The organism is Herbaspirillum sp. CAH-3, from assembly GCF_009668275.1.
Classification (GTDB): Bacteria; Pseudomonadota; Gammaproteobacteria; order Burkholderiales; family Burkholderiaceae_D; genus Herbaspirillum; species Herbaspirillum aquaticum.
Genome location: NZ_VSWE01000004.1, coordinates 41163 through 66246 on the forward strand (window position 1 = coordinate 41163; position 25084 = coordinate 66246).

Here is a 25084-nt window from a genome sequence, read left to right on the forward strand (position 1 = left end):
AGTGAAGTAAAAGCCTGGTTACAGCGCTGCCCGAAGGCGTGGGTGATGTGGGAAAATCGACCACGTTGCCCCCCTGATGCGCAAAGTTGGCTGGCTTTTGTTGTTATTTGTTTTAAATTGGGATGAGGCTGGTCTGCGTGATCGAGGTCCATCCCGTCCTTGCAAGACGGCGCGCCGGGGGCGGTGCCAGGGCTTGCATGAAACTGTCTTGGCCCCCGTTTGCCGCGCCGGTGTTTCCCAGGCGGCGGCCTCAAAGGAGAGAGCGATGGACCGTTTCCAGGCCATGCAAGTCTTTACTGCTGTGGTGGATGCCAACAGCTTCACGCGCGCTGCCGACAACCTGAACCTGCCGCGTACTACCGTGACCACCCTGATCCAGGGGCTGGAGAGCATGCTGAAGGTGCGCCTCTTGAACCGCACCACCCGCCGCATCAGCCTCACGCCCGATGGCGCGGCGTATTACGAGCGCTGCGTGCGCATCCTGGCCGACATCGACGAGACTGAACAATCCTTCCGCAACGTCACCCGCGGCCCGCAAGGCCGGCTGCGCATCGACGTGCCCGGCTCCATCGGCCGGCTCATGCTGCTGCCCAACCTGTGCGACTTCTACAGCAAGTACCCGGACATCGAACTGGTCATGGGCATGGGCGACCGTCCGGTGGACCTGGTGCAGGAGGCGGTGGACTGCGTCATCCGCGTGGGTGACCTGCAGGATTCCTCGATGGTGGCGCGTCGCATCGGTACCTTCCAGACCGTTACCTGCGCCTCGCCGACCTACCTGGAGCGCCACGGCGTGCCGCACACCATCGAAGACCTGCAGCAGCACCAGTCGGTGCATTACTTCTCCAGCCGTACCGGCCGCACCATCGATTGGGACTTCGTGGTCGATGGCATCACCCGCGAGGTGAAGATGAATGGCCGTCTCTCGGTCAACGATGCCGACGCCTACGTGGAGTGCGCGCTGCAAGGCTTTGGCATGGTGCAGGCGCCGCTCTACATGGTCACGCGTCACATCGATGAAGGCCGCTTGGTGGAGGTGCTGTCGCAATGGAAGCCGGCACCGCTGCCGATTTCCGTGGTGTACCTGCACAACCGCCATCTGTCGCCCAAGGTGCGCGCCTTCGTGGACTGGGTGGCCGAACTGTTCGCCACCTGCCCGTTGAACAAGGCCTGCACCATGGGTATGGAAGACAGCGAGTGCCACTTCGTCAACAAGCCCGAGTCCACGACGGTACGCACCGTGGTGGAGCAATACAACATCGCCGAGAGCGTGTTCTGATCGATAGATCCGGCTTGGGGTTCGGCGAGGATTATGCAGGGCGGGCCGCTGTTTTCGCGTGCCTTAAGCTGCTGATTTTTTGCCCGATTCTCTTTCCCTGCTTGCTGGAGTTTCAGGTGGAATCGCGCCGTAGCTGGAGCGATGGCGATGTCTTGCCATCGTGGCTGCGCCCAATCGTGCAAGGGCATACCTGATCCTGCAAACTTCTTGCCCGATTCTCCATGGTTCGATGGCGGAGGATCAGGCAGTTGCCAGTCCGCGCTACAGTCGCGTCTGTCTTTCAATGAGAGGAGCTTATGGACCTCGATCTGCATTCCGTCCAGGATTCCGGCCCGCTTTCCGGCCCGCTGCTGCTGCCCGGGGCGGGGGACAGTGCGCCCAGCCGGGCCCAGGATGATCCGCGTTTCCAAACCATGCAGCAGGAGCTGCTGCAGCTGCTGGAGCGGTATACGGCCGGCGTCGAAGGCATGCTGGCCACGGCCATCCCCAACCTGGAAATCTATCGCATCACCTGTCCGACCGGCCCCAAGCACGCGGTGCAGAAGCCGGTCTTTGCGGTGATTGCGCAGGGTTCCAAGCGCATCTTCGTGGGCGATGAAATCTACGAATACGATCCCATGCATTACCTGGTCGCCTCGGTGGACCTGCCGGTGGTTGGCAAGGTCATGGTGACCAGTCCCGATGAGCCCTACCTGGGTTTGCGGCTGGAACTCGATACCCAGGAAATCGGTGAGCTGATCGGCGACGAGAACCTGCCTGCATCGGCCAATCTCGGCGAGGGCGCTGCGCGCGGGCTGTACGTGAACCGGCTCGACGTCGACCTGCTCGATGCGGTGCTGCGCCTGTTGCGCCTGCATGAGACCCCGCGCGACGTGCCTATCATGGCACCGATGATCCGGCGCGAGATCCTGTATCGCCTGCTGATGAACGGGCAGGGGGCGCTGTTGCGCCAGACCGTGCTGCAGGACAGCCAGATGAATCGCGTGGCCAAGGCCATCCGCCTCATCAAGGAGGGCTATGACCGGGCCTTGCGCATCGAGGATGTCGCACGCGATGTGCATATGAGCGTTTCTTCGCTGCATCACCATTTCAAGCTGGTGACCGCCATGAGTCCGCTGCAATACCAGAAGAATTTGCGCCTGCAGGAAGCCCGCAAATTGATCCTCACCGCCGACGCCAGCGTGGCCACTGCCGCGCATCGTGTGGGTTACGAGAGTTCATCGCAGTTCAGCCGAGAATACAGTCGCCTGTTCGGCGCGCCGCCGCTGCGTGACAAGCGCCGCTGGCAGGAAGAGGAAGCGCCGGTGCTGTGAGCGTGAGCAGGCGTAGCGGGGGCTCGCTAGAATGAGGGGCTTCCCGCAGTTAAGTTATCCACATCCATTTTGATTCGGAGACAGCATGCATTATCGTCGCCTCGGCAAGAGCAACCTGAAGGTATCGGCCCTGTGTCTGGGTTCCATGATGTTCGGGGACCAGACCGACCTGCAAGAGTCCGGCCGCATCGTGGCGTCAGCGCGCGAGCATGGCATCAATTTCATCGATACGGCAGACGTCTATACCAAGGGCAAGTCCGAGGACATCGTTGGCAAGCTGCTGGCCGGGCAGCGCCATGAGTGGGTGCTGGCCAGCAAGCTGGGCAATGCCATGAGCGGCAAGCCCAATGAGTCGCACTATTCGCGCAGCTGGATCGTGCGCGAGACCGAGAACATCTTGAAGCGCCTGGATACCGATTACCTGGACATCCTCTACATGCACCGCGACTACCAGGACGAGAACCTGGAAGAGGCCGTGCAGGCGCTGGGCGACCTGATCCGTGCGGGCAAGATCCGCGGCTTTGGCGTCTCCAACTTCCGTGGCTGGCGCATTGCCGAGATCGTGCGCCTGTGCGAGAAGAACAATGTCCCGCTGCCGCTGGTGTGCCAGCCGTATTACAACCTGTTGAACCGCCAGCCTGAAGTGGAAATCCTGCCGGCCTGCGCCAACTATGGTCTGGGCGTGGTGCCCTACAGCCCGATTGCACGCGGTGTGCTGACCGGCAAGTACCAGCCCGGCCAGAAGCCGCCGCAGGACACGCGTGCCGGCCGGGGTGACAAGCGCATGATGGAGACCGAGTTCCGCGAGGAATCGCTGTTGATCGCGCAGCGGCTGCAGCAGCACTGCGAAGCGCGCGGCATCAAGCTGGGCCAGTTCGCCACCGCCTGGGTGCTGGCCAATGCTTCCATCAGCAGCGTCATCGCCGGACCGCGCACGCTGGCGCAGATGGAGGATTACTACGATGCGGTGGAGATGAAGATCAGCGCGGAGGAAGAGGCATTGGTCGACAGCCTGGTCACGCCGGGGCATGCGTCCACGCATGGGTATAACGATCCGAATTATCCGTTCTTTGGGCGGGTGGTGAGGGGCTGAACGACGTACAAGGACGCGGCTACAGGTTGATGCAAGTACTTGCATAAATATGCAAGTACTTGTATTATTTTTGCATGAAACCCCTGCGTTTTCTCGGTTCCAGTCTCTCTGACCTGCGTGATATGCCGGACGATGTGCGGCGCGCCTTGGGCGGCGAATTGGCGCGTGTTCAGTTCGGCGTCGAGCCCAGCGACTTCAAATCCATGCCCAGTGTCGGCCAGGGTGTCTATGAAATTCGCTATCGGGACAAAGCCCGTGGTGCATTTCGTGTGATGTACGTGGCCAAGTTTGCCGACGCCATCTATGTGCTGCACGCCTTCCAGAAGAAGACGCAGAAAACCGAAAAGGCAGATATCGATCTGGCAGCCCGACGTTACCGAATGATAGGAGCTTGAACATGCAAACGACCGATCCCCGCTGGAATGACGACAGCATTGTTTCCGGTAGCGGCAACGTGTTCATTGATCTCGGCTTTGAACCGGCCGAGGCTGAGGTCATGCTCATGCGCGTGAAGGTGTTGGCGCAAACCTCGCAGCGGCTGAAAGAAAAAGGATGGACCCAGGCCAAGGCCGCCGAAGAACTGGGTATCACGCAACCGCGCGTTTCCCGGCTGTTGAAAGGCAAGGTCGAGGATTTCAGCCTGGATATGCTGGTGACCTTGGCCGGCAAGCTGGGACTGAAGCCGCAAATCAGTTTTGCCGGTTGAGTGCCTGGCGAAAAGGCGGAAGGTTTTCCGCCTTTTTCTTCACCAAGTCGTCCCGACTTCAACTGGCCGGCCCCTATCGGGCGCTGCGCACTTCATCTTTCCCTTGGATCAGCGCAACGCAGCGATCCTCCGCGCCCCCTCCGCCTTGACCTGCTGGATATCCGTGCCCGGCACCACCAGGTCCATGCCGATGCCCTTCATGCGCTGCGCCATCTCCATGGTGCCGGCGAAGATCCCCACGTATTTGCCCAGCTTGCGCCCCAGCGCCAGCAGATGGTCGATGGCCTCGTTGAGCCGCGCATCGTCATAGGCGTCCGGTGCCAGGCCCAGTTCGATGGCCAGGTCGCTGGGGCCGATGAAGATGCCGTCCAGGTCAGGGGTCTGCAGGATCGCTTCGGCGTTGGCATAGCCTTCGCGGGTCTCGATCATGGCCAGCGTCAGGATGGTGGCATTGGCGTGCGCAAAGTAGTCCGCGCCGCCATACAGGAAGCCGCGCGCCGGGCCATAGCTGCGTGCGCCGCGCGGGGAATAATGGCAGGCGCGCACGAAGCGCTCGGCATCGGCCGCCGTGTTGATCAGCGGGCAGATCACGCCATAGGCACCGGCATCGAGCAGCTTGTTGATTTCGCCCAGGCTGTTTTCGGAGCAGCGCACCAGCGGCACGGCGGGGGTGCTGGAGATGGCCTGCAGCATGGGCAGTGCCGATTCGATCGAGAACGGGCCGTGCTGCAAGTCCACCGTCACCGCATCGTAGCCGCTGTGGCCCAGCACTTCGGCCAGCAGCGAATTGCCCATCGATACCCAGCCCGAGAGGGCCAGTTGTTGTTGCGCGAAGAGGGTGCGCAGCCGGTTTTCCCGCATCGTTCGTCTCCCATGGATGGGCCCGCGCCATTGCAGGCCAGCGGCCATGTTAAGTCCGAATGCGGCACCCTTGCATGAAACTTCTTCAGCCGCGGTACTGGAAGGCCGTGTCGTCGATGGCGCACCGGCGCCCGGCGATCTGGTCGGCCACCAGCGCCGCACTGCCGCAGGCCAGCGTCCAGCCCAGCGCCCCCTGGCCGATGTTGAGATGAAGATTCTCCACCGGCGAGGCGCCCACGATCGGCACGCCACTCGGGGTGGCGGGGCGGAAGCCCATCCACGGCGAGAGTGTGGCATCCTCGCCCAGCGCGCAACCCGGGAAGAGTTCGCGCAGGCCATTCTTCAGTTCTTCGATGGCGCTCGGCGGGATGCTGCGATCCTGGCCCACCAGCTCGATGCGGCCTGCCACGCGCAGGCGCTGGCCCAGGCGCGCATAGACGATCTTCCTGGCGATATCGGTGATGGAGACCTGTGGCGCGGCCGTACGGCTGGCCTCATCGTCCAGCGGTACGGTGATGCTGTAGCCCTTGAGCGGGTAGAGCGGCAGGTGCAAGTCCAGCAAGCGGGCGAACTCCACGCTCTCCGCGCCCAGCGCCAGCACGAATCGATCGGCGGCAATCCATTGGCCACCGGCCTGCACCGCGCGCAGCGCGCGGCCTTCACGGCGTACCTCGGTGACGCGGGCGCCGCCGATGAAGCGGAAGTTCGGATGCGCCTGCATCGACGCCACCAGCGCGCGGCAGAACTGCGGGCAATCGCCCGCTTCTTCGCTGGGCGTGTAGACCCCGCCGACCCAGTCGCGCTGCGAGTATCCCAGCGCCGGTTCGATACGGATGCATTCGGCAGCGCCCAGGACTTCCTGCTGGCAGCCATATTGCGACTGGAATTGCACTTGCTGCGCGGCGGCCTCCAGGGCTTGTGCATCGGTGAACATCACCAGCTTGCCGGAGCGCTGATGGTCGAAGGACAGCTGCAGGCCAGCATTCCATTGCGTGAGCTGATCACGGCTGTAGAAGGCCAGTTGCAGCAGGTCGATGGTGGTCTGGCGTACCCGCTGGGCATTGCAGCAACGCAGGAATTCCAGCAGCCAGCGGTATTGGCCAAGATCGGCGGTAGGCCTGATAGTCAGCGGCGAATCCTTGCTGAACAGGTAGTAAGCCCACTTGGTCCAGACCGAGGGATCGGCCAGTGGCGCCACATAGGAGTAGCTGAGCTGGGCGCCATTGCCCTGGCTGGTGCCCTCGCCGGGCTGTGGGCGAGCATCGATGAGGCTGACCTGATGGCCATCCTGCAGGAGACGGTAGGCAGTGGTCACGCCGATCACGCCGGCGCCCATTACGCAGATATGCATGGTGTTTCGTTGAAGTCAGTCAAGAACCGCGCGGCGCGTGGGCTGCAGCGGATCAGCAGCAGACTACCGAAGAGCCGCACGGGTGTCACATGCCGAATTGGCATGAGCTTTTGCGCCTGCGCAAAAGGGTTTTGCGACGGCCGATGCCCGATGCCGGCCGATGCTGCGCTACAATAGCGCCCGATGCAGGCCAGACAGCCGCTGGCCGCCTTCGCAAGGAGGCGGCGGGAGGAAGGTCCGGACTCCACAGAGCAGGGTGACGGTTAACGGCCGTCCGCTGAAAGCCGGCGCAAGCCGGTATAAGGCGAGGAACAGGGCCACAGAGACGAGCGTATTCAGTTACGGTGAAACGCGGTAACCTCCACCCGGAGCAATTTCAAATAGGCACGCGTTGATGTGGCTCGCGGAGCGTGCGGGTAGAAAGCTTGAGCGGCGGAGCGATCCGTCGCCTAGAGGAATGGCTGTCATAGCGGGTTTCCCGCCGTAACAGAATCCGGCCTACCGGCCTGCTTCATTGAATTCATTTCCATAAAACACACTGCGGCCCGTGGGCACTGCGGGCTCGCCAGAGACCCAGGAGACCCATGAATCAAACCGCCGCCCCCGTGGCATTCGAAGAACTGACGGCCGCCAACGGCCGTCGCATCGGCATCGCCACCCTCGCTTCCGAAAAGACCCTGCATGCCATCTCGCTGGAGATGGTCCGGCTGCTCACGCCGCAACTGCAGCAGTGGCAGGCCGATCCGGGCGTGGCCATGGTGATCCTGCAGGCGCAGGGCGAGAAAGCCTTCTGCGCCGGCGGCGACTTGCAGCAGCTCTATCGCTCCATGCGCGAGCATCACGCTTCGCCTGCGCGCGAGGACATCCGCGCCAATACCTACGCGGCTGAATTCTTCGAGCAGGAATATCGTCTGGATTATCTTGTCCACAGCTTCGCCAAGCCCATCCTGTGCTGGGGGCACGGCATCGTCATGGGCGGCGGCATTGGCCTCATGGCCGGCTGCAGCCATCGCGTGGTCACCGAAAAATCGCGCCTGGCCATGCCCGAAATCACCATCGGGCTCTATCCGGATGTGGGGGGAAGCTGGTTCCTGGCGCGCATGCCGGGCAAGACCGGCATCTTCCTGGCGCTGACCGGCGCCAACCTCAACGCCAACGATGCGCTCTTCGCCGGGCTGGCCGACTATCGCGTCGCCCATGCCGCCAAGGCCTCGGTGATCGACGCCTTGCTGATGCAGCCGTGGGGGCAGGGCAATGATGCCGAATTGCTGGACCGTGTCCTGGCAAGCGCGCAGGCCTCGTCTTCCCAGGAAGGGGCCGTAGTCTTCGCGGCGGCCAACCTGCGCACCCATTTCGACCTGATCGAATCCATCTGCCGCCGCCCCACGCTGCCCGAGATCGTGGATGGCATCCTCACCCTGCAAACCGAGGACGCCTGGCTCGCCAAGGCACAGGCGACCCTGCGCGCCGGCTCGCCCGGCTCGGCCTGGCTGGGCCATGCCTTGCAGAAGCGCGTGCGTCGGCTGTCGCTGGCGGAGGTGTTCCGGCTGGAATTCGTGGTCTCGCTGCACTGCGCGGCGCGCCCCGATTTCGTCGAGGGCATCCGCGCGCTGATCATCGAGAAGGACCAGAAACCGCAATGGAATCCGGCCTCGCTGGCCGGTGCCACGCCGCAATGGGTGGAAGGTTTCTTCGCTGACCCCTGGTCGGCGGCGGATCATCCGCTGGCCGACCTGGGGGCCTGAAGCGCGTCAGGCACTCCCCGGCCGGGCCAGCGGCCCGGCCTTAAAGACCCAGTTCGGACAGGCTTGGATGGTCGGACGGACGCGGGCCTGAGCGGTCCCAATGGAATTTGCGGTCCGCTTCCTTGATCGGCAGGTCGTTGATGGAGGCATGGCGCAGGCGCATCAGGCCATGCTCGTCGAATTCCCAGTTTTCATTCCCATAGGAGCGGAACCAGCTCCCCGAATCGTCGTGCCATTCATAGGCGAAGCGCACGGCGATGCGGTTGCCTTCGTGCGCCCAGACTTCCTTGATGAGGCGGTAGTCCAGTTCGCGTGCCCATTTGCGGGTGAGGAAAGCGACGATCTCGGCGCGTCCGTGGACGAAATCTGCACGATTGCGCCAGCGGCTGTCTTCGGTATAGGCCAGCGAGACGCGTTGCGGGTCGCAAGAGTTCCAGGCATCTTCGGCTGCACGCGCCTTCATGGCCGCGGTCTCGCGAGTGAAGGGAGGAAGTGGCGGACGCTGGGCAGGGCTATTCATCGACGGTCTCCTTGGATGGGCCGGACGGGCCGGCTGTTCATGGTGTACGACGGGACGGCAAGCGGAAGTGAAGCAATGTGCAAAAGTCGGGCCGAAAAAATTCTAGGCGCTGCGGCTGGCCTTGGCAAACGAAGCGTGTGTGGCGCCGGGACTGCTCCTGCTGTGCGTGCTGCGCCGGACGGCAACTGTGCTGGCGAGGCTGCGCAAGGATTGATGCGCGCACCATGCATTCACTGCTGGCAGTGCGCAAGCGAAGAACGATCAGGGGGGGATGGTTGAAGCGGTGGGGGACAGCGGTGGGGTACGGAGACGGCCGATCCTGTCGAACCGGCCTCGATTTGAATGCCCTGAACCTGGTTTAGGGCATTCAAATGCGCGAAGCGTGAAATTATTTCTTCTTCTTGTTCACGGCTTCCTTGAAAGCCTTGCCAGCCGAGAACTTCACGGTGGTTGCAGCGGCGATCTTGATTTCTTCGCCGGTTTGCGGGTTACGGCCGGTGCGAGCAGCGCGCTTGCCGGTCGAGAAGGAACCGAAGCCAACCAATTGCACGGTATCGCCCTTGGTCACGGCCTTGATGATGTTCTCGATGACGGAGTCCAGCGCGCGCTGGGCTGCTGCCTTGGAGATCTCGGTGTCGGCGGCGATAACGTCAACCAATTCAGATTTGTTCACTTTAAAATTCCTTTCACTGTTAAGGTGCCCAGATTTTAGCACTGGAATGAGGCGGATCCGCAAGCCCTATCTGCGTTTTCAGCCGATTTGACCTGCGCGTGACCGACCTTTGATTGGAAAAAATCGATGTGCTTTTCAACACCCGCCAACGATGCTTTTCAGCGCCATTTTTTGCGGTTCGATCTTCCCAAAGACACGGATAGTAAAAGCTGCGCGCCGCGGAAGTCAAAACAAAAACGCTTGCCGCCATTCATTTGTTGAAGAATTTGATGAAGTTTCGGGGTTGGAGCAGATTTCGCGGCAGGCTCGCCAGCCGTGCGCGCTGATCATGGCGATCCCTTCGTGATCAATTCCTCATGCACTGCGCCAAGATCGCACGAGATTTTTTTCCGCTTTTCGGCGACTTCCACTGAACTTAAGTTGCACTGCAAAATCCATGTCCCTTGGTTCGCCGCACTCGCAAATCGAGTGACGCCGGACGCCCTCGATTTTCCCTCACGGTGCCGCCCCGAAATCGGGCATGCCGGCTCGTCCATGCGGCGCAAATCCGCGCCGTTGCGCAATTCTGGCGCCAAACACATGTGTATAGCTCAGGTTGCACCTTCAATGTAAATGCTAAGTCCTTCATTTTCCTCACAAATGTTATGAAGTGCAGGTTTTAAGGAAGTGCGCTAAGTCTTTGACTTTATTAGCAAAATCACGGTTTTTCCCAGCGTATACCGCTTGACCTGCAATAGTGCATCCACTAAAGTGGGCGGCAGTGTCAAAAAGTGTTTTTTTGTGGGGCATTTGTGGTGTTATTTGCATTTGCCCGACAGGACAGGGCACCCGATCAGCAATCTCACTCGCCGCAGGCGAAGGAAAAACACAGTGTTCCAGGGCGCGTCAGCACTCAATCTCGATGCCAAAGGACGGATGACCATTCCGGCCAAGCATCGTGACGCCCTGATTGTGCAGTGCGAAGGACGCGCCACCGTGACGCGCCATCCGCATGGCTGCCTGCTGTTCTTCCCGCGCCCGACCTGGGAGACGCATCGCGAGCAGATCGCCAACTGGCCGATGTCGGCCCGTGCCTGGCAGCGCATCTTCCTGGGCAATGCCCAGGACGTGGAGCTCGACAGCGCCGGACGCATCCTGATCGCGCCTGAACTGCGCGCGGCCGTGGGCTTGCAGCGCGATGTGATGTTGCTGGGCATGGGTAGTCATTTCGAAATCTGGGATGCCGTCAAGCTGGCCGAAAGCGAAGCCGAGGCTGTGGCGGGTGGCATGCCGGATGTGTTGAGCAACTTTTCCTTCTGACGGCCGGACAAGATGAATCTGCAACCGGTGCCCGAGCTGCAGCACCGCACCGTGCTGTTGGAAGAAGCCGTGGACGCGCTGGCCATTGCGGGCGAGCGCGCCAATGGCATTTACTTGGACGGAACCTTCGGCCGCGGCGGTCATAGCCGCGCCATCCTGTCCAGGCTGGGCCCGCAAGGGCGCCTGATCGCATTTGACAAGGATCCGTTGGCCATTGCCACGGCGCAGAAGATTGACGATGCCCGCTTCGAGATCGTGCACGACAGTTTCGCGACCATGGATGAGGCGCTGGCCGCACGCGGCATTGCGCAGGTCGACGGCGTATTGATGGATTTGGGCATCTCGTCGCCGCAGGTGGATGACGCCGCGCGCGGCTTCAGTTTTCGGCTCGATGGCCCGCTGGACATGCGCATGGATACCACCCGTGGCGTGTCGGCAGCGGAATGGCTGGCAACGGCAGATGAACAGCAGATTGCAAAGGTGATACGAGATTATGGGGAAGAACGGTTTGCTCTTCAGATTGCAAAGAAGATTGTTGCTGGCCGGGCAATCGAGCCAATTTCAAGCACACGACAGCTTGCCGCGCTCGTGGCACAAGCCGTCAAAACCCGCGAGAAAGGCAAAGACCCGGCCACTCGTACCTTTCAGGCTGTACGGATTTTCGTCAATCAAGAGCTTGAAGAACTCGAAGTAGGACTGGACAAGGCATTTGCCCAGATGGCGCAGCACGGGAGATTGGTCGTGATCAGCTTTCACTCGCTGGAAGATCGCATCGTCAAGCAGTTCATGGCCTCCAAAGCCCATGCGCCGCAGCCCGACCGTCGCCTGCCGATCCGTGCCGTGGACCTGCCGCAAGCCCCGGGCCGCCTGCTGTCGCGCGTCATGCCCAGCGCCGAGGAAGTCACCGCCAACCCGCGTGCCCGCTCGGCGGTCATGCGCGGCCTGGAGCGCGTGACTCCCGTGTCTTCCACCACGAACCAAGGGGCGCCTGCATGACCGGGCGCCTGTGCATCCTGCTGACCATCATGCTGGTGGGTTGCGCGCTGTCGGTCGTGAGCGCCCAGTACAAGGCCCGCAGCCTCTTCATCGAGCTCGAGCGCGCCCAGAGCGCGGCCCGCCAGCTCGACGTCGACTGGGCGCAGCTGCAGCTGGACCAATCGACGCTGGGCAAGAACGCCCGCATCGAAGAACTGGCGCGTCGTGACCTGGGCATGGTCCCGGTCTCCGCCGCCCGGACCCAATACCTGACCGTGGGGGCGCCATGACCAAGATGCCTCCGCGTACCAACGTCGCCGGCGGCCGCGTGGCAGCCTCCAAGGGCGTGGCGTTTTCCTCCAATCCCATCCTGCAGGTCAAGCTGCCGGCCTGGCGCTCGCGCTTCGTGCTGTTCGTGCTGTTTGCCGCCTTCGTGGCGCTGGTGGTGCGGGCGCTCTGGCTGCAGGGCGTGTCCACCGATTTCCTGCAGAAGCAGGGGGCTTCGCGCTATGCGCGCACCCTGGAGTTGCCCGCCACGCGCGGCAAGATCACCGACCGCAACGGCCAGGTGCTGGCCTCGTCGGTGCCGGTCAAGGCCATCTGGGCCATCCCTGAAGACGTGCAGGCCGCTCCCAAGGACAAGCTGGCGCAGCTGGCCAAGCTCTTGGACATGAGCGATGCCGAACTGCGCAAGAAGCTTGATTCGGACCGCAGCTTCGTCTACCTGAAACGCCAGGTCGAGCAGGAGACTTCCGACAAGATCGTCAAGCTGGGCATTCCCGGCATCGAGACCCGCAAGGAATACAAGCGCTTCTACCCCGAGGGCGAGGTGATGGCGCACGTGGTCGGCTTCACCAACATTGAAGACGCCGGGCAGGACGGCATGGAACTGGCCGCCCAGAAAACCCTGGCCGGCGTGACCGGCAGCCGCCGCGTCATCAAGGATCGCCTGGGCCGCGTGGTGGAAGACATCGAATCCATCCGCGAGCCGCATGACGGCCGCGACCTGACCCTGTCCATCGACAGCAAGATCCAGTACATCGCCTTCACCCAGCTGAAGGAAGCCGTCGACAAGTTCAAGGCCAAGGCGGGCGGCATCATCGTGGTCGATGCCAAGACCGGGGAAGTGCTGGCCCTGGCCAACCTGCCGACCTACAACCCCAATGACCGTTCGGTATTGACCGGCGCGCAGCTGCGCAATCGCGTCGTGACCGATACCTTCGAGCCGGGCTCGACGCTCAAGCCCTTTACCGTTGCCCTGGCGCTGGATACCCATCGCGTCACGCCCTCGACCGTATTCCAGACCGCACCCGGCAAGATGACCATCGGCACGGCCACCATCGGCGACTCGCATGCCCACGGTCCGCTGACGGTGGCGCAGATCATCGAGAAATCCTCCAACATCGGCACCGCCAAGATCGCGCTGGGCATGCCGCCGGAAGAGATGTGGGAAATGTTCACCACAGTCGGTTTCGGCCAGCAGCCCAAGTTCGGTTTCCCGGGTGCTGTGGCCGGCCGCGTGCGTCCCTACAAGTCATGGCGCCCGATCGAGCAGGCCACCATGAGCTACGGTCACGGCATCTCGGTCTCGCTGATCCAGCTGGCGCACGCTTACCTGATCTTCGCCCGCAATGGCGACATCATCCCGCTGTCCTTCACCAAGGTCACCGATTCGCCCATCGGCCAGCGCGTCATCTCGGCCGATACTGCCCTGCAGATGCGCCGCATGCTGGAAACCGTGGTCGCCCCCGGCGGTACGGCCCCGCAGGCGCAGGTGCCGGGCTATCGCGTCGGTGGCAAGACCGGTACCGCCTACAAAATTGAGGGCGGCAAGTATGTGCGCAAGTACGTGGCCTCCTTCTCGGGCATCGCCCCGATGTCGGATCCGCGCCTGATCATCTCGGTGATGATCGACGAGCCGCAAGGCCAGCACTACGGCGGCCCGGTGGCCGGTCCGGTGTTTGCCAACGTGGCCGCCAACGCCTTGCGCGCATTGAACGTACCGCCTGATTCCAGCGTGACCAACATCATCATTCCCAAAGAACCGCTAGAGGAGAGCATGTAATGTCCCCGCGCGTTCTGAGCCTTCAAGAGATCATCGCCTGGCTGCGCCAGGCGTCGCCGTCTGCGCAACTGACCTCGGATTCCCGCCGCGTGACGCCGGGCGATGTGTTCTTCGCCTATGTGGGCGACGCCGACGGCCGCTCCTATATTGCCGATGCCGTCGAGCGCGGCGCCGCTGCCGTGCTGTATGAAGCCGATGGCTACACCTGGCCCGCCCAGATCGAAGCGCCGCACCTGGCCGTGCCCGACCTGAAGGCGCGCGCCGGCGAGATTGCCGCCGCCTGGTATGGCCAGCCCGACCAGGGCATGCTGACGGTGGCGGTCACCGGTACCAACGGCAAGACCTCCTGCGCCTACTGGCTGGGTACGGCGCTCTCCCGCCTGGCCGGTGCCAGTACTGCCGGTGTGATCGGCACGCTCGGCGTGGGCAGCTTCATCAACGGCAAGGCGCAAGGCTTCGACGTCACCGGCTACACCACGCCGGACGCCGTGCTGCTGCAACGCAGCCTGTTCAAGCTGTCGCAGGCCCGCGTGGGCGCGCTGGCCATCGAGGCGTCCTCCATCGGCTTGGCCCAGGGCCGCATGAACGGCATGCACGTCGATGTCGCCCTGCTCACCAATTTCACCCGTGATCACCTGGATTTCCACGGTGACATGCAGACCTACGAAGACGCCAAGCGCAAGCTGTTCCAGTGGCCGGGCCTGAAGCACGCCGTGGTCAACCTGGACGACGGCATGGGCCAGCGCCTGCTGCCGCTGTTGGCCGAGCGCAAGCTGCCCGTGATCGGCTACGCCATTGCCGACGAGCAGGGCGGCGACACGCACGGCGTACCTACCCTGCGCGCCAGCCAGCTGCGCAGCAGTCATACCGGCACCGCCTTCCACGTCGATTCCCCTTTCGGCAGCGGCCAGGTCAAGACCCAGCTGGTGGGACGCTTCAATGTCAGCAACGTGCTGGGCATCATGGGCGTGCTGCTCACCCAGGGCGTGGCATGGGATGCTGTGGTCGCTGCTGCCGCCGCGCTGAGCCCGGCGCCCGGCCGCATGCAGCAGTTCGGCGGACCTGATGTACCGCTGATCGTGATCGATTACGCGCATACGCCCGACGCCCTCGACAAGACCCTCTCCACCCTGCGCCAGGTCGCCACCCAGCGTGGCGGCCAGCTGTGGTGCGTGTTCGGCTGCGGCGGCGACCGCGATCCCGGCAAGCGTCCGCAGATGGGCCAGATCGCCGAGCAGGCCGACCAGGTCGTGCTGACCAGCGACAACCCGCGCACCGAAGATCCCCATGCCATCATCGAGCAGATCCGCGCCGGCATGAGCCGCGTCGAACCGACCGTGTTGCCCGATCGCGCCGGTGCCATCCTGTGGGCGATCCGCCATGCCACCAAGGCCGATGTGGTCCTGCTGGCCGGCAAGGGACATGAGCCTTACCAGGAAATCGCCGGCAAGAAATTGCCCTTCCTCGACGCCGACCATGTCGCGCTGGCGCTTGCCGCGCGCTCGACCATGATGGGGGGCGCATGATGCGATTCGATTTCCGCCAGTTGCTGGAATGGATCCGCGCCGCCGAAGAAGCCGCCTCTGCGCATACCGTGCCGGGCGTGGTCAACGCGCCTGCCGGCGTGCTCGCGCTCAATGACGTGGTCACCGACAGCTGTGCGGTCAAGCCCGGCAATGTCTTCGTCGCGCTGCGCGGCGAACGTTTCGATGCGCATGATTTCCTTGATGCGGTCGTCGCCCAGGGCGCTGCCGCCGTGGTGGTCGATCGCGTGCCGCCGGGATTGAGCGTGCCGGCCATCGTGGTGCCTGACACCCGCGCCGCCCTGGGCCAGATCGCCCATGGCTGGCGTGCGCAGCGCCAGATTCCGGTCATCGGCGTCACCGGCAGCAACGGCAAGACCACCGTCAAGGAAATGATCGCCGCCATCCTCGCGGCCGCCTTCGGTGAAGACGGCTACCTGGGTACGCGCGGCAATTTCAACAACGAGATCGGCGTGCCGCTGACGCTGTTCCGCCTGCGCGCGCAACACCAGGCGGCGGTCATCGAGATGGGCATGAACCATCCGGGCGAGATCGCCGTGCTTTCGCGCATCGCTGCGCCGACGCTGGGCCTGGTCAACAACGCCCAGCGCGAGCACCAGGAATTCATGGCCAGCGTCGAAGCGGTGGCCCGTGAAAATGGCGCCGTGATCCGTCACCTGCCCGCTGATGGCGTAGCCGTGTTCCCGGCTGATGATGATTTCACCGCGCTCTGGCGCGAAGAAGCCGGCGCCCGCCGCGTACTGACCTTCGGCCTGGATGTGCAAGCCGATGTGAGTGCCAGCTACCAGGCCACGGCCTTCGGCAGCACGCTGCAGGTCACCGTCAAGGGACTGGCCGTGCCGCCCGCGCAGTTCAAGGTGGAACTGGCCGCCGTCGGCGAGCACAACGTACGCAACGCACTGGCAGCGACTGCCTGCGCGCTCGGTGCCGGCATCCCGGTGGACGCCGTGGTGCGCGGCCTGCAGAGCTTTGCCCCGGTCAATGGCCGCCTGCAGCGCAAGCAAGCCCGCAGCGGCGCCTTGGTGATCGACGACACCTACAACGCCAATCCCGATTCCGTGCGCGCCGCCATCGACGTGCTGGCCTCCATCACCGGCCCCCGTGTGCTGGTGCTGGGCGACATGGGTGAGGTCGGCGACCAGGGTCCGCAGTTCCATGCCGAGATCGGTGCCTATGCCCGCAGCCGTGGCATCCCGCTCTTCTTGGGATTGGGCGAATTGACGAAATACGCTGTCACTTCGTATGGCCCCACGCTACAAAACGTAGCGCAGGCCATGCATTTCGACGACATCACCGCGCTCAACGCAGCGGTGGAGCAGGCCGCACCGCAGGGCGCGACCGTTTTGGTAAAAGGTTCACGCTTCATGAAGATGGAGCGAGTTGTACAGCATCTGGTCAACGTTGAATCCCTCACGCAACATCAACAGGAGACCCATTAGCATGCTGGTCTGGCTCGCACAGAATTTTCAACAGGATTTCGGCTTTCTGCGCCTGTTCAACTTCATCACCTTCCGCGCGGTGTTCGCCACGCTGACGGCGCTGCTGATCGGCATGATCGCCGGTCCCGCCGTGATCCGCATGCTCACCCGCATGAAGGTCGGCCAGGCCGTGCGCCAGGATGGTCCGCAGACCCACCTCATCAAGTCCGGCACCCCGACCATGGGCGGCGTGCTGATTCTGATCGGCATCGGCATTTCCACCCTGCTGTGGGCCGACCTCTCCAACCGCTTCGTGTGGATCGTGCTGATCGTCACGCTCGGATTCGGCGCCATCGGCTGGGTCGATGACTACCGCAAGGTGGTCTATCGCGATCCGGAAGGCATGCGCTCGCGCGAAAAATATTTCTGGCAATCGCTGATCGGCCTGGTGGCGGCGTTCTACCTGGCCTTCTCGGTGTCCGAAGTGAGCAACATGAAGGTCTTCGACCTCTTCGTGGCCTGGGTGCGTTCCGGCTTCAGCCTGGACCTGCCGCCCAAGGCCGACCTGATCGTGCCCTTCTTCAAGACCGTGACCTACCCGCTGGGTGTGTGGGGCTTCATCGCGCTGACCTATTTCGTCATCGTCGGCACCAGCAATGCGGTCAACCTGACCGACGGCCTGGACGGCCTGGCCATCATGCCGACCGTGCTGGTCGGTGCGGCCCTGGGCTTGTTCGCCTACCTGACCGGTAACGCCGCCTATGCCAAGTACCTGTTCATCCCGCACATCCCGGGCGCCGGCGAACTGCTGATCTTCTGCGGCGCCATGGGCGGCGCCGGGCTGGCCTTCCTCTGGTACAACGCCTACCCGGCGCAGGTGTTCATGGGCGACGTCGGCGCGCTGGCGCTCGGTGGTGCGCTGGGCACCATCGCCGTCATCGTGCGCCAGGAAATCGTGCTCTTCATCATGGGCGGCATCTTCGTGGTGGAGACGCTCTCGGTGATGATCCAGGTGGCCTATTTCAAGTACACCAAGAAGCGCTTCGGCACCGGCCGCCGCGTGCTGCTGATGGCGCCGCTGCACCATCACTACGAGCAGAAGGGCTGGAAGGAAACCCAGGTGGTGGTCCGCTTCTGGATCATCACCATGATGCTGGTGCTGGTCGGCCTGTCCACGCTGAAGCTGCGGTAACAGGCGAGATGAACAAAAACGGCGCCCCTTGTGAAGCATGGCAAGCGGCGCCTTTGTGGTTGGCAGGGCAGTCCCTGCATGGCAAGAAACAAGTGAAGAAGTGAGTCTGGAAACAACGATGAATTACTCGGGCAAACACGTTCTGGTGCTCGGACTCGGCGAGTCCGGCCTGGCAATGGCGCGGTGGCTGGTCTACTGCGGCGCCGGCGTGCGCGTGGCCGATACCCGTGGCGAAGCAGCCCTGGCCGAGCGCCTGGCCGCCTTGCGCGCCGACGCACCCGAGGCGCAGGCCGTGCTGGGTCAGCCCTTGTCGCCGTCCTTGCTCGATGGAATCGATTTCGTCGCCGTCAGTCCCGGCCTGGCGCCCGAGGGCGAGCTGGCGCCGCTGATGCCGGCCATTGCCGAGCGTGGCCTGCCGCTGTGGGGCGAGATCGAATTGTTTGCGCAGGCGCTGGCCGCCTTGCGCGAAGACACCCTGTATCAGCCCAAGGTACTGGCCATCACCGGCACCAACGGCAAGACCACCGTGACCCGCCTGACCGGCCTGCTGTGCCAGCGCGCCGGCCTGTCGGTGCAGGTGGCGGGCAACATCAGCCCGGCCGCCCTGGATGTGCTGCGCGAAGCCGTCATCAAGGACAAGGTATTCCTGGCCGAACTGGCCGAGCAGGATGCGATTGCTGCCGAACAGGCCGCCGCCGAAGCCGAGGCGCAAGCCGCGCAGCAGGCCGTGCTGGATGCCCAGCAGGCGGCCGAAGCCGAGAAGCACCGCCGTGCCGCCGCCAGCATCGAGGCCGCCGCTGCGATTGCGGTGCCGGTGTTGCAGGCGCAGCCTGAAGCAGAACCTGAAGCTCACCCTGAGCCAGAACCGGCGCCGCAGCTGGACTTGCTGGCGACGCCCGAAGAGGTCCAGGCAACCGGACAAGAAAGCGGCCAAGAAAGCGGCCAAGAAAGCGGACAAGAGCGCGATCACGAAGACGCACAGGATCCTGCGCAGCAAGTTGCACAGGAAGCCGGCCCGGAAACTGCACAGCCGGCAGTACAGGCGTCTGAGCAGCCTGACACCGAAGCCGTTTCCGAAAGCGATGCTGCGGCAGCGACGCTGGATGTGGCCTCGGACGTGATCCCGCAAGCCGAGATGGATGCGCCCGCCACCACCGGCGAGGCCATGAACCTTGGCGACTTCATGGAAGTCTCGCGCAAGGCCGAGGAAGATGCGCTGGTGGAAGTCCCGCCACCGCCTCCGCCCGAGCCGACCTATCGCGGCTCCATGCCGCAAGCCTGGGTGCTGGAGCTGTCCAGCTTCCAGCTGCACACCACGCACAGCCTGCAGCCGCACGCCGCCACCGTCCTGAACCTGACCCAGGATCACCTCGACTGGCACGGCAGCATGGAGCACTATGCCGCCGACAAGGCCCGCATCTTCGGCCAGGACACCGTGCGCGTGCTCAACCGCGATGACGCACTGGTGATGGAGATGAGCTCCGCCGCTGCGCCGCTGTCCACCTTCGGCCTGGACGAACCGTCCACGCCCAACAGTTTCGGCCTGGTCAACGACAACGGCATGCTGTGGCTGGCCAATGCCTTCGTGCATGAAGACGATGAAGTGCCTGAAGGCAAGCGCCGTCGCAAGCAGAAGGACATGCTGCCGCCGCCGGTGACGGTCAAGCGCCTCATGCCCGCCGATGCCCTGCGCATTCGCGGTGCCCACAACGCCATGAATGCCCTGGCCGCGCTGGCCCTGTGCCGCGCCATTGACCTGCCGATGGCCCCGCTGCTGCACGGCCTGCGCGAATACACCGGGGAGCCGCACCGTGTGGAGCTGGTCGGCGTGATCCAGGATGTGGAGTACTACGACGACAGCAAGGGCACCAACGTCGGTGCCACCGTGGCTGCGCTCAACGGCCTGGGTTTGGGTGGCCGCCCCAACCGCATCGTGCTGATCGCCGGTGGCGACGGCAAGGGCCAGGACTTTTCGCCACTGGACCTGCCGGTGCAGAAATACGCCCGCGCGGTCTTGCTGATCGGCCGTGACGGTCCTGCCGTGCGCGCCGCCCTGGCCGACAGCGGTGTCGAGCTGATCGATTGCGCCAGCCTGGAAGCCGCCGTGGAAAAGGCGGGCGAACTCGCCACCGGCGGCGACATCGTGCTGCTCTCGCCGGCTTGCGCCAGCCTGGACATGTTCCGCAACTACGCTCATCGCGCCGAAGTCTTCGTGGATGCGGTGCGTGAACTGGCGCTCTCGCGCGGTGAGGTGCTGGCATGAAACTGGGCCTGTCCTCCGTGCGCAGCTGGCTGGGTGGCTTGAAGGAAGCTGCGCCGGCGGCCGCCGGTCGTGCGCGCACGGGCCGTGGCAGCGCATCGGGCAGCATCGGCTTCGAGCAGCGTTCGCGCATGATGGAATACGACCAGCCGCTGATCTGGGTGGTGCTGCTGCTGATGCTGTTCGGCATGGTGATGGTCTACTCGGCCTCGGTGGCGCTGCCGGATTCGCCCAAGTACGCCTCCTACTCGAATTACCACTTCCTGATCCGCCAGGCGATCTTCATCGTGCTCTCCATCATCGCGGGCGCGCTGGCCTTCCGCGTGCGCATGGAGACCTGGCAGAAGTGGGCTCCCTACCTGTTCGCCATCACCCTGATCCTGCTGCTGATGGTGCTCATCCCCGGCGTGGGCAAGGGTGTGAACGGTGCCAAGCGCTGGCTCTCGCTGAAGATCATCAACCTGCAGCCTTCCGAACTGATGAAGCTGTTCATCGTGCTCTACGCCGCCGACTATACGGTGCGCAAGCAGGCGGTGATGCACAAGCTGGTCAAGGGCTTCTTCCCCATGGCGGCGGCCGTCGGCCTGGTGGGCCTGCTGCTGCTGCTGGAGCCCGACCTCGGTGCCTTCGGCGTGATCGTCTGCATCGCCATGGGCATCCTGTTCCTGGGCGGCATCAACGGCGTCTGGTTCGGTGGCATCGGCGCCACGCTGGTGGCGGTCTTCTCGCTGGTCATCGTGACTTCCCCGTGGCGGCGCGAGCGTATCTTCGCCTACCTGAATCCCTGGGAAGAAGAGAATGCGCTGGGCAAGGCCTACCAGCTGTCGCACTCGCTGATCGCTTTCGGCCGTGGCGAACTCTTCGGCGTGGGCCTGGGCAGCAGCGTGGAAAAATTGCACTACCTGCCCGAAGCGCATACCGACTTCCTGCTTGCCGTCATCGGCGAGGAGCTTGGGTTCGTCGGCGTGCTGGTCGTGGTGCTGCTGTTCTACTGGCTGGTCAAGCATGCCTTCGAGATCGGCCGCCAGGCCATCGCGCTGGACCTGACCTTTGCCGGCCTGGTGGCCAAGGGCATCGGCATCTGGCTGGGCGTGCAGGCTTTCATCAACATGGGCGTGAACCTGGGCCTGTTGCCGACCAAGGGCCTGACGCTGCCGCTGATGAGCTATGGCGGTTCGGGCGTGCTGTTGAATTGCGTCGGCCTGGCCATCTTGCTGCGCATCGACTACGAAAACCGGGTGCTCATGCGCGGAGGTCGCCTGTGAACGCGCCGCGCAAATTGCTCATCATGGCGGCCGGTACCGGCGGCCATATCTTCCCGGGCCTGGCCATCGCCGACACCATGCGTGCGCGCGGCTGGCAGGTGAGCTGGCTGGGCACCACGCACGGCATGGAGCGCGAGCTGGTGCCGCGCCATGGCGTGGAGATGGACAGCATCGTCTTCGCCGGCCTGCGCGGCAAGGGCCTGATGCATACGGTCAAGGGCGTGTGGCGCCTGGCGGCAAGCTTCTTGCATTGCCATGCCATCCTCGGCCGCCGCCGTCCCGATGTGGTGCTGGGCATGGGCGGCTACGTCACCGTGCCAGGTGGCGTCATGGCGCGCCTGCGCGGCAAGCCGCTGGTGCTGGTCAATGCGGATGCGGCCCTGCTGCTGTCGAACAAGACCCTGACGCCGATGGCCACCAAGGTGTTGTTCGGCTTCCCGGCCGATTTCGGCCGTGCCGCGGGCAAGGCTGAGGTCACCGGCAATCCGGTGCGCAAGGAAATCATCGCGCTGCCGCAGCCGGCCCAGCGTTACGCCGGCCGCAGCGGTCCGCTGAAGATCCTGGTGGTGGGCGGCAGCCTGGGCGCCAAGGTGTTGAACGACAACGTGCCGGCGGCGCTGGCCAAATTGCCCGCCGAGCTGCGTCCGCAGGTGACGCACCAGTCGGGCAAGCAGCACATCGCCGCCCTGCGTTCAGCGTATGAGGCCGCCGGCGTGCAGGCCGAAGTGGTCGATTTCATCGACGACATGCCGCGCCGCTATGCCGAGGCCGACCTGGTGATCTGCCGCGCTGGCGCGATCACCGTGTCCGAGCTGACGGCAGCGGGGGTGGCCAGCGTGCTGGTTCCGCTGGCGGTATCGACCACCTCGCACCAGATCGACAATGCCAAATGGATGGCACAGAACAAGGCGGCGATTCACCTGCCGCAACGCGAACTGACGCCGGATCACCTGGCCGGTTTGCTGCAGGAACTGGACCGCGCTGCATGCCATGCCATGGCGCAGGCGGCGTACGAACAAGGCCGGCGCGATGCCAACGAGGCAATCGCGCGCGTGCTGGAAGGACTGGTAACACCATGAAGCATCGCGTCAAGAATATCCATTTTGTCGGCATCGGCGGCTCGGGCATGAGCGGCATTGCTGAAGTGTTGCTCAACCTGGGCTACGGCGTCTCCGGCTCGGACCTGGGCAGCAACGCCGCCACCCAGCGCCTGGCGCAGCTGGGTGCCAGCATCCGCTATGGCCACGCAGCCGAGAACATCGAGGGCGCAGACGCCATCGTCACCTCCACCGCCGTCAAGGGCGACAACCCGGAAGTGCTGGCCGCGCGCAAGAAGCACATCCCCATCGTGCCGCGTGCGGTGATGCTGGGCGAACTGATGCGCCTGAAGAAGGGCATCGCCATTGCCGGTACCCACGGCAAGACCACCACCACCAGCCTGGTGGCCAGCGTGCTGGCGCAGGGCGGGCTGGACCCGACCTTCGTCATCGGCGGCCGCCTCACCAGCGCCGGCGCCAATGCCAAGCTGGGCACCGGTGAATTCATCGTGGCCGAGGCCGATGAATCCGATGCGTCCTTCCTCAACCTCACGCCCGTGATCGAAGTCATCACCAACATCGATGCCGATCACATGGAAACCTACAACCATGATTTCGCGCGCCTGAAGCAGGCCTTCGTCGAGTTCACCCAGCGCCTGCCGTTCTACGGCGTGGCCGTGCTCTGCCTGGACGACCCGCACGTGCGCGAGATCATGCCCATGGTCTCCAAGCCCATCCTCACCTATGGCTTCCATGAAGACGCCGATGTGCGCGCCATCGATGCCCGTGCGGTCGACGGCAAGATGGAATTCACCGTGATCCAGGACGGCTACGCCCCCATGCAGGTGAGCCTGAACCAGCCCGGCATGCACAACGTGCAGAACGCCTGCGCGGCCATCGCGATTGCGCGCGAACTGGACGTGGAGGATGCCGCGACCCAGAAGGCGCTGACCGAATTCAACGGCGTCGGCCGTCGCTTCACGCGTTACGGCGAAGTACCGATCACCGATGCGCAGGGCAATCCGGCCGGCCATTTCACCCTGGTCGACGATTACGGCCACCACCCGGTCGAGACCGCCGCCACCATCGCCGCCGCCCGCGGTGCCTATCCGGGCCGCCGCCTGGTGCTGGCCTTCCAGCCGCACCGCTATACGCGCACGCGCGACCTGTTCGAGGATTTCGTCAAGGTCCTGTCCTCGCCCGATGTGCTGGTGCTGGGCGAAGTGTATTCGGCCGGTGAAGCGCCCATCGTGGCCGCCGACGGCCGTTCGCTGGCGCATGCGCTGCGTGCGGCTGGCAAGGTGGAGCCGGTCTTCGTGGACGACATCGGTGACATGCCCGAGACCATCCGCAACGTGGTGCGCGATGGCGATGTGGTCATGACCATGGGCGCGGGATCGATTTCCGCCGTACCCGGCCGCCTGGTGGCGCAAGCCGGTGGCAAGAACGAACAGGGGGCCGCATGATCAGCCAGGACCAGGTCAAAGCCTTCGGCCGTGTCGGCGTGCTCTTCGGCGGCCGCTCCGCCGAGCGTGAAGTCTCGATGATGTCGGGTAACGGCGTCCTGCAGGCCTTGCGCAGCAAGGGCGTGGATGCGCATCCCTTCGACCCGGCCGAGCGCAGCCTGGGTGAATTGCAGGCCGAGAAATTCGACCGCGTCTTCATCGCCCTGCACGGCCGCTACGGCGAAGACGGCACGCTGCAAGGCGCGCTGGAACAGATGGGCCTGCCCTATACCGGCCCCGGCGTGATGGCATCGAGCATCGCCATGGACAAGATCATGACCAAGCGCATCTGGCTCTCGCACGGCCTGCCCACGCCGCGCTTCCTGAGCCTGGATGCCAAGGCCACCACGCGCGAGCAGCTGCGCGTGGTCCCTGATGAGCTGGGCCTGCCGCTGATGCTCAAGGCGCCGCATGAAGGCTCGACCATCGGCATTGCCAAGGTCAACGGTTATTCCGACATGCAGGCGGGCTTTGATCTCTGCGCGCGCTATGACAGCGTGGTGCTGGCCGAGGAGTTCATCCGCGGCCGCGAACTGACGGTGCCGGTGCTGGGCACGGGCCGTGAGGCGCGCGCGCTGCCGGTCATCGAGATCCGCGCACCGGAGGGCAATTACGACTACCAGAACAAGTATTTCACCGACGACACGAAATATTTGTGTCCGGCACCCCTTGACGAGGAACTGACGCGCCATTTGCAGGATCTGGCGGTACGTGCGTTCAATGCGCTCGGTTGCCGTGGCTGGAGCCGTGTGGACTTCATGCTGCGCGAGGCCGATGGCAAGAGCGAGCCCTTCCTGCTGGAAATCAATACCTCGCCGGGCATGACCGGCCATTCGCTGGTGCCGATGGCGGCCAAGGCCGTGGGCCTGAGCTATGAGGACCTGTGCTGCACGATCCTGCAGATGGCGTCGCTGGACATGACGCCCTCCAAGGACTGGACGCCGCAGGCGGGCCAGCCGTGATGGCCCGGGTTTAAGGAAGAA

General features: G+C 64.0%; 22 protein-coding genes and 1 other RNA gene. 19 read left to right on the forward strand and 4 right to left on the reverse strand.

Annotated elements, in window-relative coordinates:
- The first annotated feature begins 265 nt into the window (after positions 1 to 265).
- The 5 genes from FYB76_RS06210 (at position 266) to FYB76_RS06230 (ending at position 4391) form a co-directional block, all read left to right on the forward strand.
- Positions 266 to 1279 (forward strand): LysR family transcriptional regulator, encoded by a 1014-nt coding sequence (locus tag FYB76_RS06210; protein WP_088755843.1) that lies wholly within the window; start codon positions 266 to 268, stop codon positions 1277 to 1279.
- 296 nt (positions 1280 to 1575) lie between these two features.
- Positions 1576 to 2592: an AraC family transcriptional regulator gene (locus tag FYB76_RS06215; protein ID WP_088755844.1), complete on the forward strand. Its 1017-nt coding sequence runs from the start codon at positions 1576 to 1578 to the stop codon at positions 2590 to 2592.
- An 85-nt stretch (positions 2593 to 2677) separates the two neighbouring features.
- On the forward strand, positions 2678 to 3685 hold the full coding sequence (locus tag FYB76_RS06220; RefSeq protein WP_154133038.1) for an aldo/keto reductase: 1008 nt from the start codon (positions 2678 to 2680) through the stop codon (positions 3683 to 3685).
- 74 nt (positions 3686 to 3759) lie between these two features.
- Positions 3760 to 4080, forward strand: a complete 321-nt coding sequence (locus tag FYB76_RS06225) for a type II toxin-antitoxin system RelE/ParE family toxin (RefSeq protein WP_154133039.1) — start codon at positions 3760 to 3762, stop codon at positions 4078 to 4080.
- A 2-nt stretch (positions 4081 to 4082) separates the two neighbouring features.
- The gene (locus FYB76_RS06230; RefSeq protein ID WP_034330433.1) at positions 4083 to 4391 is read left to right on the forward strand and encodes a helix-turn-helix domain-containing protein; all 309 of its coding nucleotides are present in this window, start codon (positions 4083 to 4085) and stop codon (positions 4389 to 4391) included.
- A 108-nt stretch (positions 4392 to 4499) separates the two neighbouring features.
- On the opposite strand, the gene FYB76_RS06235 is transcribed toward FYB76_RS06230, so the two are convergent.
- Together FYB76_RS06235 and FYB76_RS06240 are read right to left on the reverse strand one after the other, a co-directional pair.
- Positions 4500 to 5252 (reverse strand): HpcH/HpaI aldolase/citrate lyase family protein, encoded by a 753-nt coding sequence (locus tag FYB76_RS06235; RefSeq protein ID WP_154133040.1) that lies wholly within the window; start codon positions 5250 to 5252, stop codon positions 4500 to 4502.
- Positions 5253 to 5337: 85 nt separating this feature from the next.
- Entirely contained in the window at positions 5338 to 6603 is a 1266-nt protein-coding gene (locus FYB76_RS06240) for a D-amino acid dehydrogenase (protein ID WP_154133041.1), read from the reverse strand.
- 182 nt (positions 6604 to 6785) lie between these two features.
- Between FYB76_RS06240 and rnpB the strand changes: the two genes are divergently transcribed.
- Both rnpB and FYB76_RS06250 read left to right on the forward strand, forming a co-directional pair.
- Positions 6786 to 7120: RNase P RNA component class A (rnpB, locus tag FYB76_RS06245), an RNA gene on the forward strand.
- Between the two features lie 67 nt (positions 7121 to 7187).
- Positions 7188 to 8348, forward strand: a complete 1161-nt coding sequence (locus tag FYB76_RS06250; RefSeq protein ID WP_154133042.1) for an enoyl-CoA hydratase/isomerase family protein — start codon at positions 7188 to 7190, stop codon at positions 8346 to 8348.
- 40 nt (positions 8349 to 8388) lie between these two features.
- On the opposite strand, the gene FYB76_RS06255 is transcribed toward FYB76_RS06250, so the two are convergent.
- Both FYB76_RS06255 and FYB76_RS06260 read right to left on the reverse strand, forming a co-directional pair.
- Positions 8389 to 8868 carry a nuclear transport factor 2 family protein gene (locus FYB76_RS06255; protein ID WP_154133043.1) on the reverse strand — a complete coding sequence of 160 codons (480 nt, stop codon included), beginning with the start codon at positions 8866 to 8868 and terminating at the stop codon, positions 8389 to 8391.
- Between the two features lie 388 nt (positions 8869 to 9256).
- Positions 9257 to 9541, reverse strand: coding sequence for an HU family DNA-binding protein (locus FYB76_RS06260; protein ID WP_006465510.1), 285 nt, complete (start codon positions 9539 to 9541; stop codon positions 9257 to 9259).
- Positions 9542 to 10411: 870 nt separating this feature from the next.
- Between FYB76_RS06260 and mraZ the strand changes: the two genes are divergently transcribed.
- The 12 genes from mraZ to FYB76_RS06320 all read left to right on the forward strand — a co-directional run bounded on the left by mraZ (position 10412) and on the right by FYB76_RS06320 (position 25063).
- Positions 10412 to 10840 (forward strand): division/cell wall cluster transcriptional repressor MraZ, encoded by a 429-nt coding sequence (mraZ, locus tag FYB76_RS06265; protein WP_006465511.1) that lies wholly within the window; start codon positions 10412 to 10414, stop codon positions 10838 to 10840.
- 12 nt (positions 10841 to 10852) lie between these two features.
- On the forward strand, positions 10853 to 11836 hold the full coding sequence (gene rsmH / locus FYB76_RS06270; protein WP_154133045.1) for a 16S rRNA (cytosine(1402)-N(4))-methyltransferase RsmH: 984 nt from the start codon (positions 10853 to 10855) through the stop codon (positions 11834 to 11836).
- On the forward strand, positions 11833 to 12105 hold the full coding sequence (ftsL, locus tag FYB76_RS06275; RefSeq protein ID WP_088755852.1) for a cell division protein FtsL: 273 nt from the start codon (positions 11833 to 11835) through the stop codon (positions 12103 to 12105). Before rsmH ends, ftsL begins: the two co-directional genes overlap by 4 nt.
- The gene (locus tag FYB76_RS06280; RefSeq protein WP_088755853.1) at positions 12102 to 13880 is read left to right on the forward strand and encodes a penicillin-binding protein 2; all 1779 of its coding nucleotides are present in this window, start codon (positions 12102 to 12104) and stop codon (positions 13878 to 13880) included. The genes ftsL and FYB76_RS06280 overlap by 4 nt, the downstream gene beginning before the upstream one ends.
- The gene (locus FYB76_RS06285; protein WP_154133046.1) at positions 13880 to 15406 is read left to right on the forward strand and encodes a UDP-N-acetylmuramoyl-L-alanyl-D-glutamate--2,6-diaminopimelate ligase; all 1527 of its coding nucleotides are present in this window, start codon (positions 13880 to 13882) and stop codon (positions 15404 to 15406) included. The genes FYB76_RS06280 and FYB76_RS06285 overlap by 1 nt, the downstream gene beginning before the upstream one ends.
- Positions 15403 to 16863, forward strand: a complete 1461-nt coding sequence (gene murF, locus FYB76_RS06290; RefSeq protein ID WP_154133047.1) for a UDP-N-acetylmuramoyl-tripeptide--D-alanyl-D-alanine ligase — start codon at positions 15403 to 15405, stop codon at positions 16861 to 16863. The genes FYB76_RS06285 and murF overlap by 4 nt, the downstream gene beginning before the upstream one ends.
- A gap of 1 nt (position 16864) precedes the next feature.
- The gene (gene mraY / locus FYB76_RS06295) at positions 16865 to 18034 is read left to right on the forward strand and encodes a phospho-N-acetylmuramoyl-pentapeptide-transferase (protein WP_034329301.1); all 1170 of its coding nucleotides are present in this window, start codon (positions 16865 to 16867) and stop codon (positions 18032 to 18034) included.
- A gap of 118 nt (positions 18035 to 18152) precedes the next feature.
- On the forward strand, positions 18153 to 20297 hold the full coding sequence (gene murD, locus FYB76_RS06300) for a UDP-N-acetylmuramoyl-L-alanine--D-glutamate ligase (RefSeq protein WP_154133048.1): 2145 nt from the start codon (positions 18153 to 18155) through the stop codon (positions 20295 to 20297).
- Positions 20294 to 21559, forward strand: coding sequence for a putative lipid II flippase FtsW (gene ftsW, locus FYB76_RS06305; protein ID WP_088755857.1), 1266 nt, complete (start codon positions 20294 to 20296; stop codon positions 21557 to 21559). The genes murD and ftsW overlap by 4 nt, the downstream gene beginning before the upstream one ends.
- Entirely contained in the window at positions 21556 to 22638 is a 1083-nt protein-coding gene (gene murG, locus FYB76_RS06310) for an undecaprenyldiphospho-muramoylpentapeptide beta-N-acetylglucosaminyltransferase (protein ID WP_370516312.1), read from the forward strand. The genes ftsW and murG overlap by 4 nt, the downstream gene beginning before the upstream one ends.
- Entirely contained in the window at positions 22635 to 24062 is a 1428-nt protein-coding gene (gene murC, locus FYB76_RS06315) for a UDP-N-acetylmuramate--L-alanine ligase (protein ID WP_154133050.1), read from the forward strand. Before murG ends, murC begins: the two co-directional genes overlap by 4 nt.
- Positions 24059 to 25063, forward strand: coding sequence for a D-alanine--D-alanine ligase (locus tag FYB76_RS06320; protein ID WP_145606010.1), 1005 nt, complete (start codon positions 24059 to 24061; stop codon positions 25061 to 25063). The genes murC and FYB76_RS06320 overlap by 4 nt, the downstream gene beginning before the upstream one ends.
- Positions 25064 to 25084 lie beyond the last annotated feature (21 nt).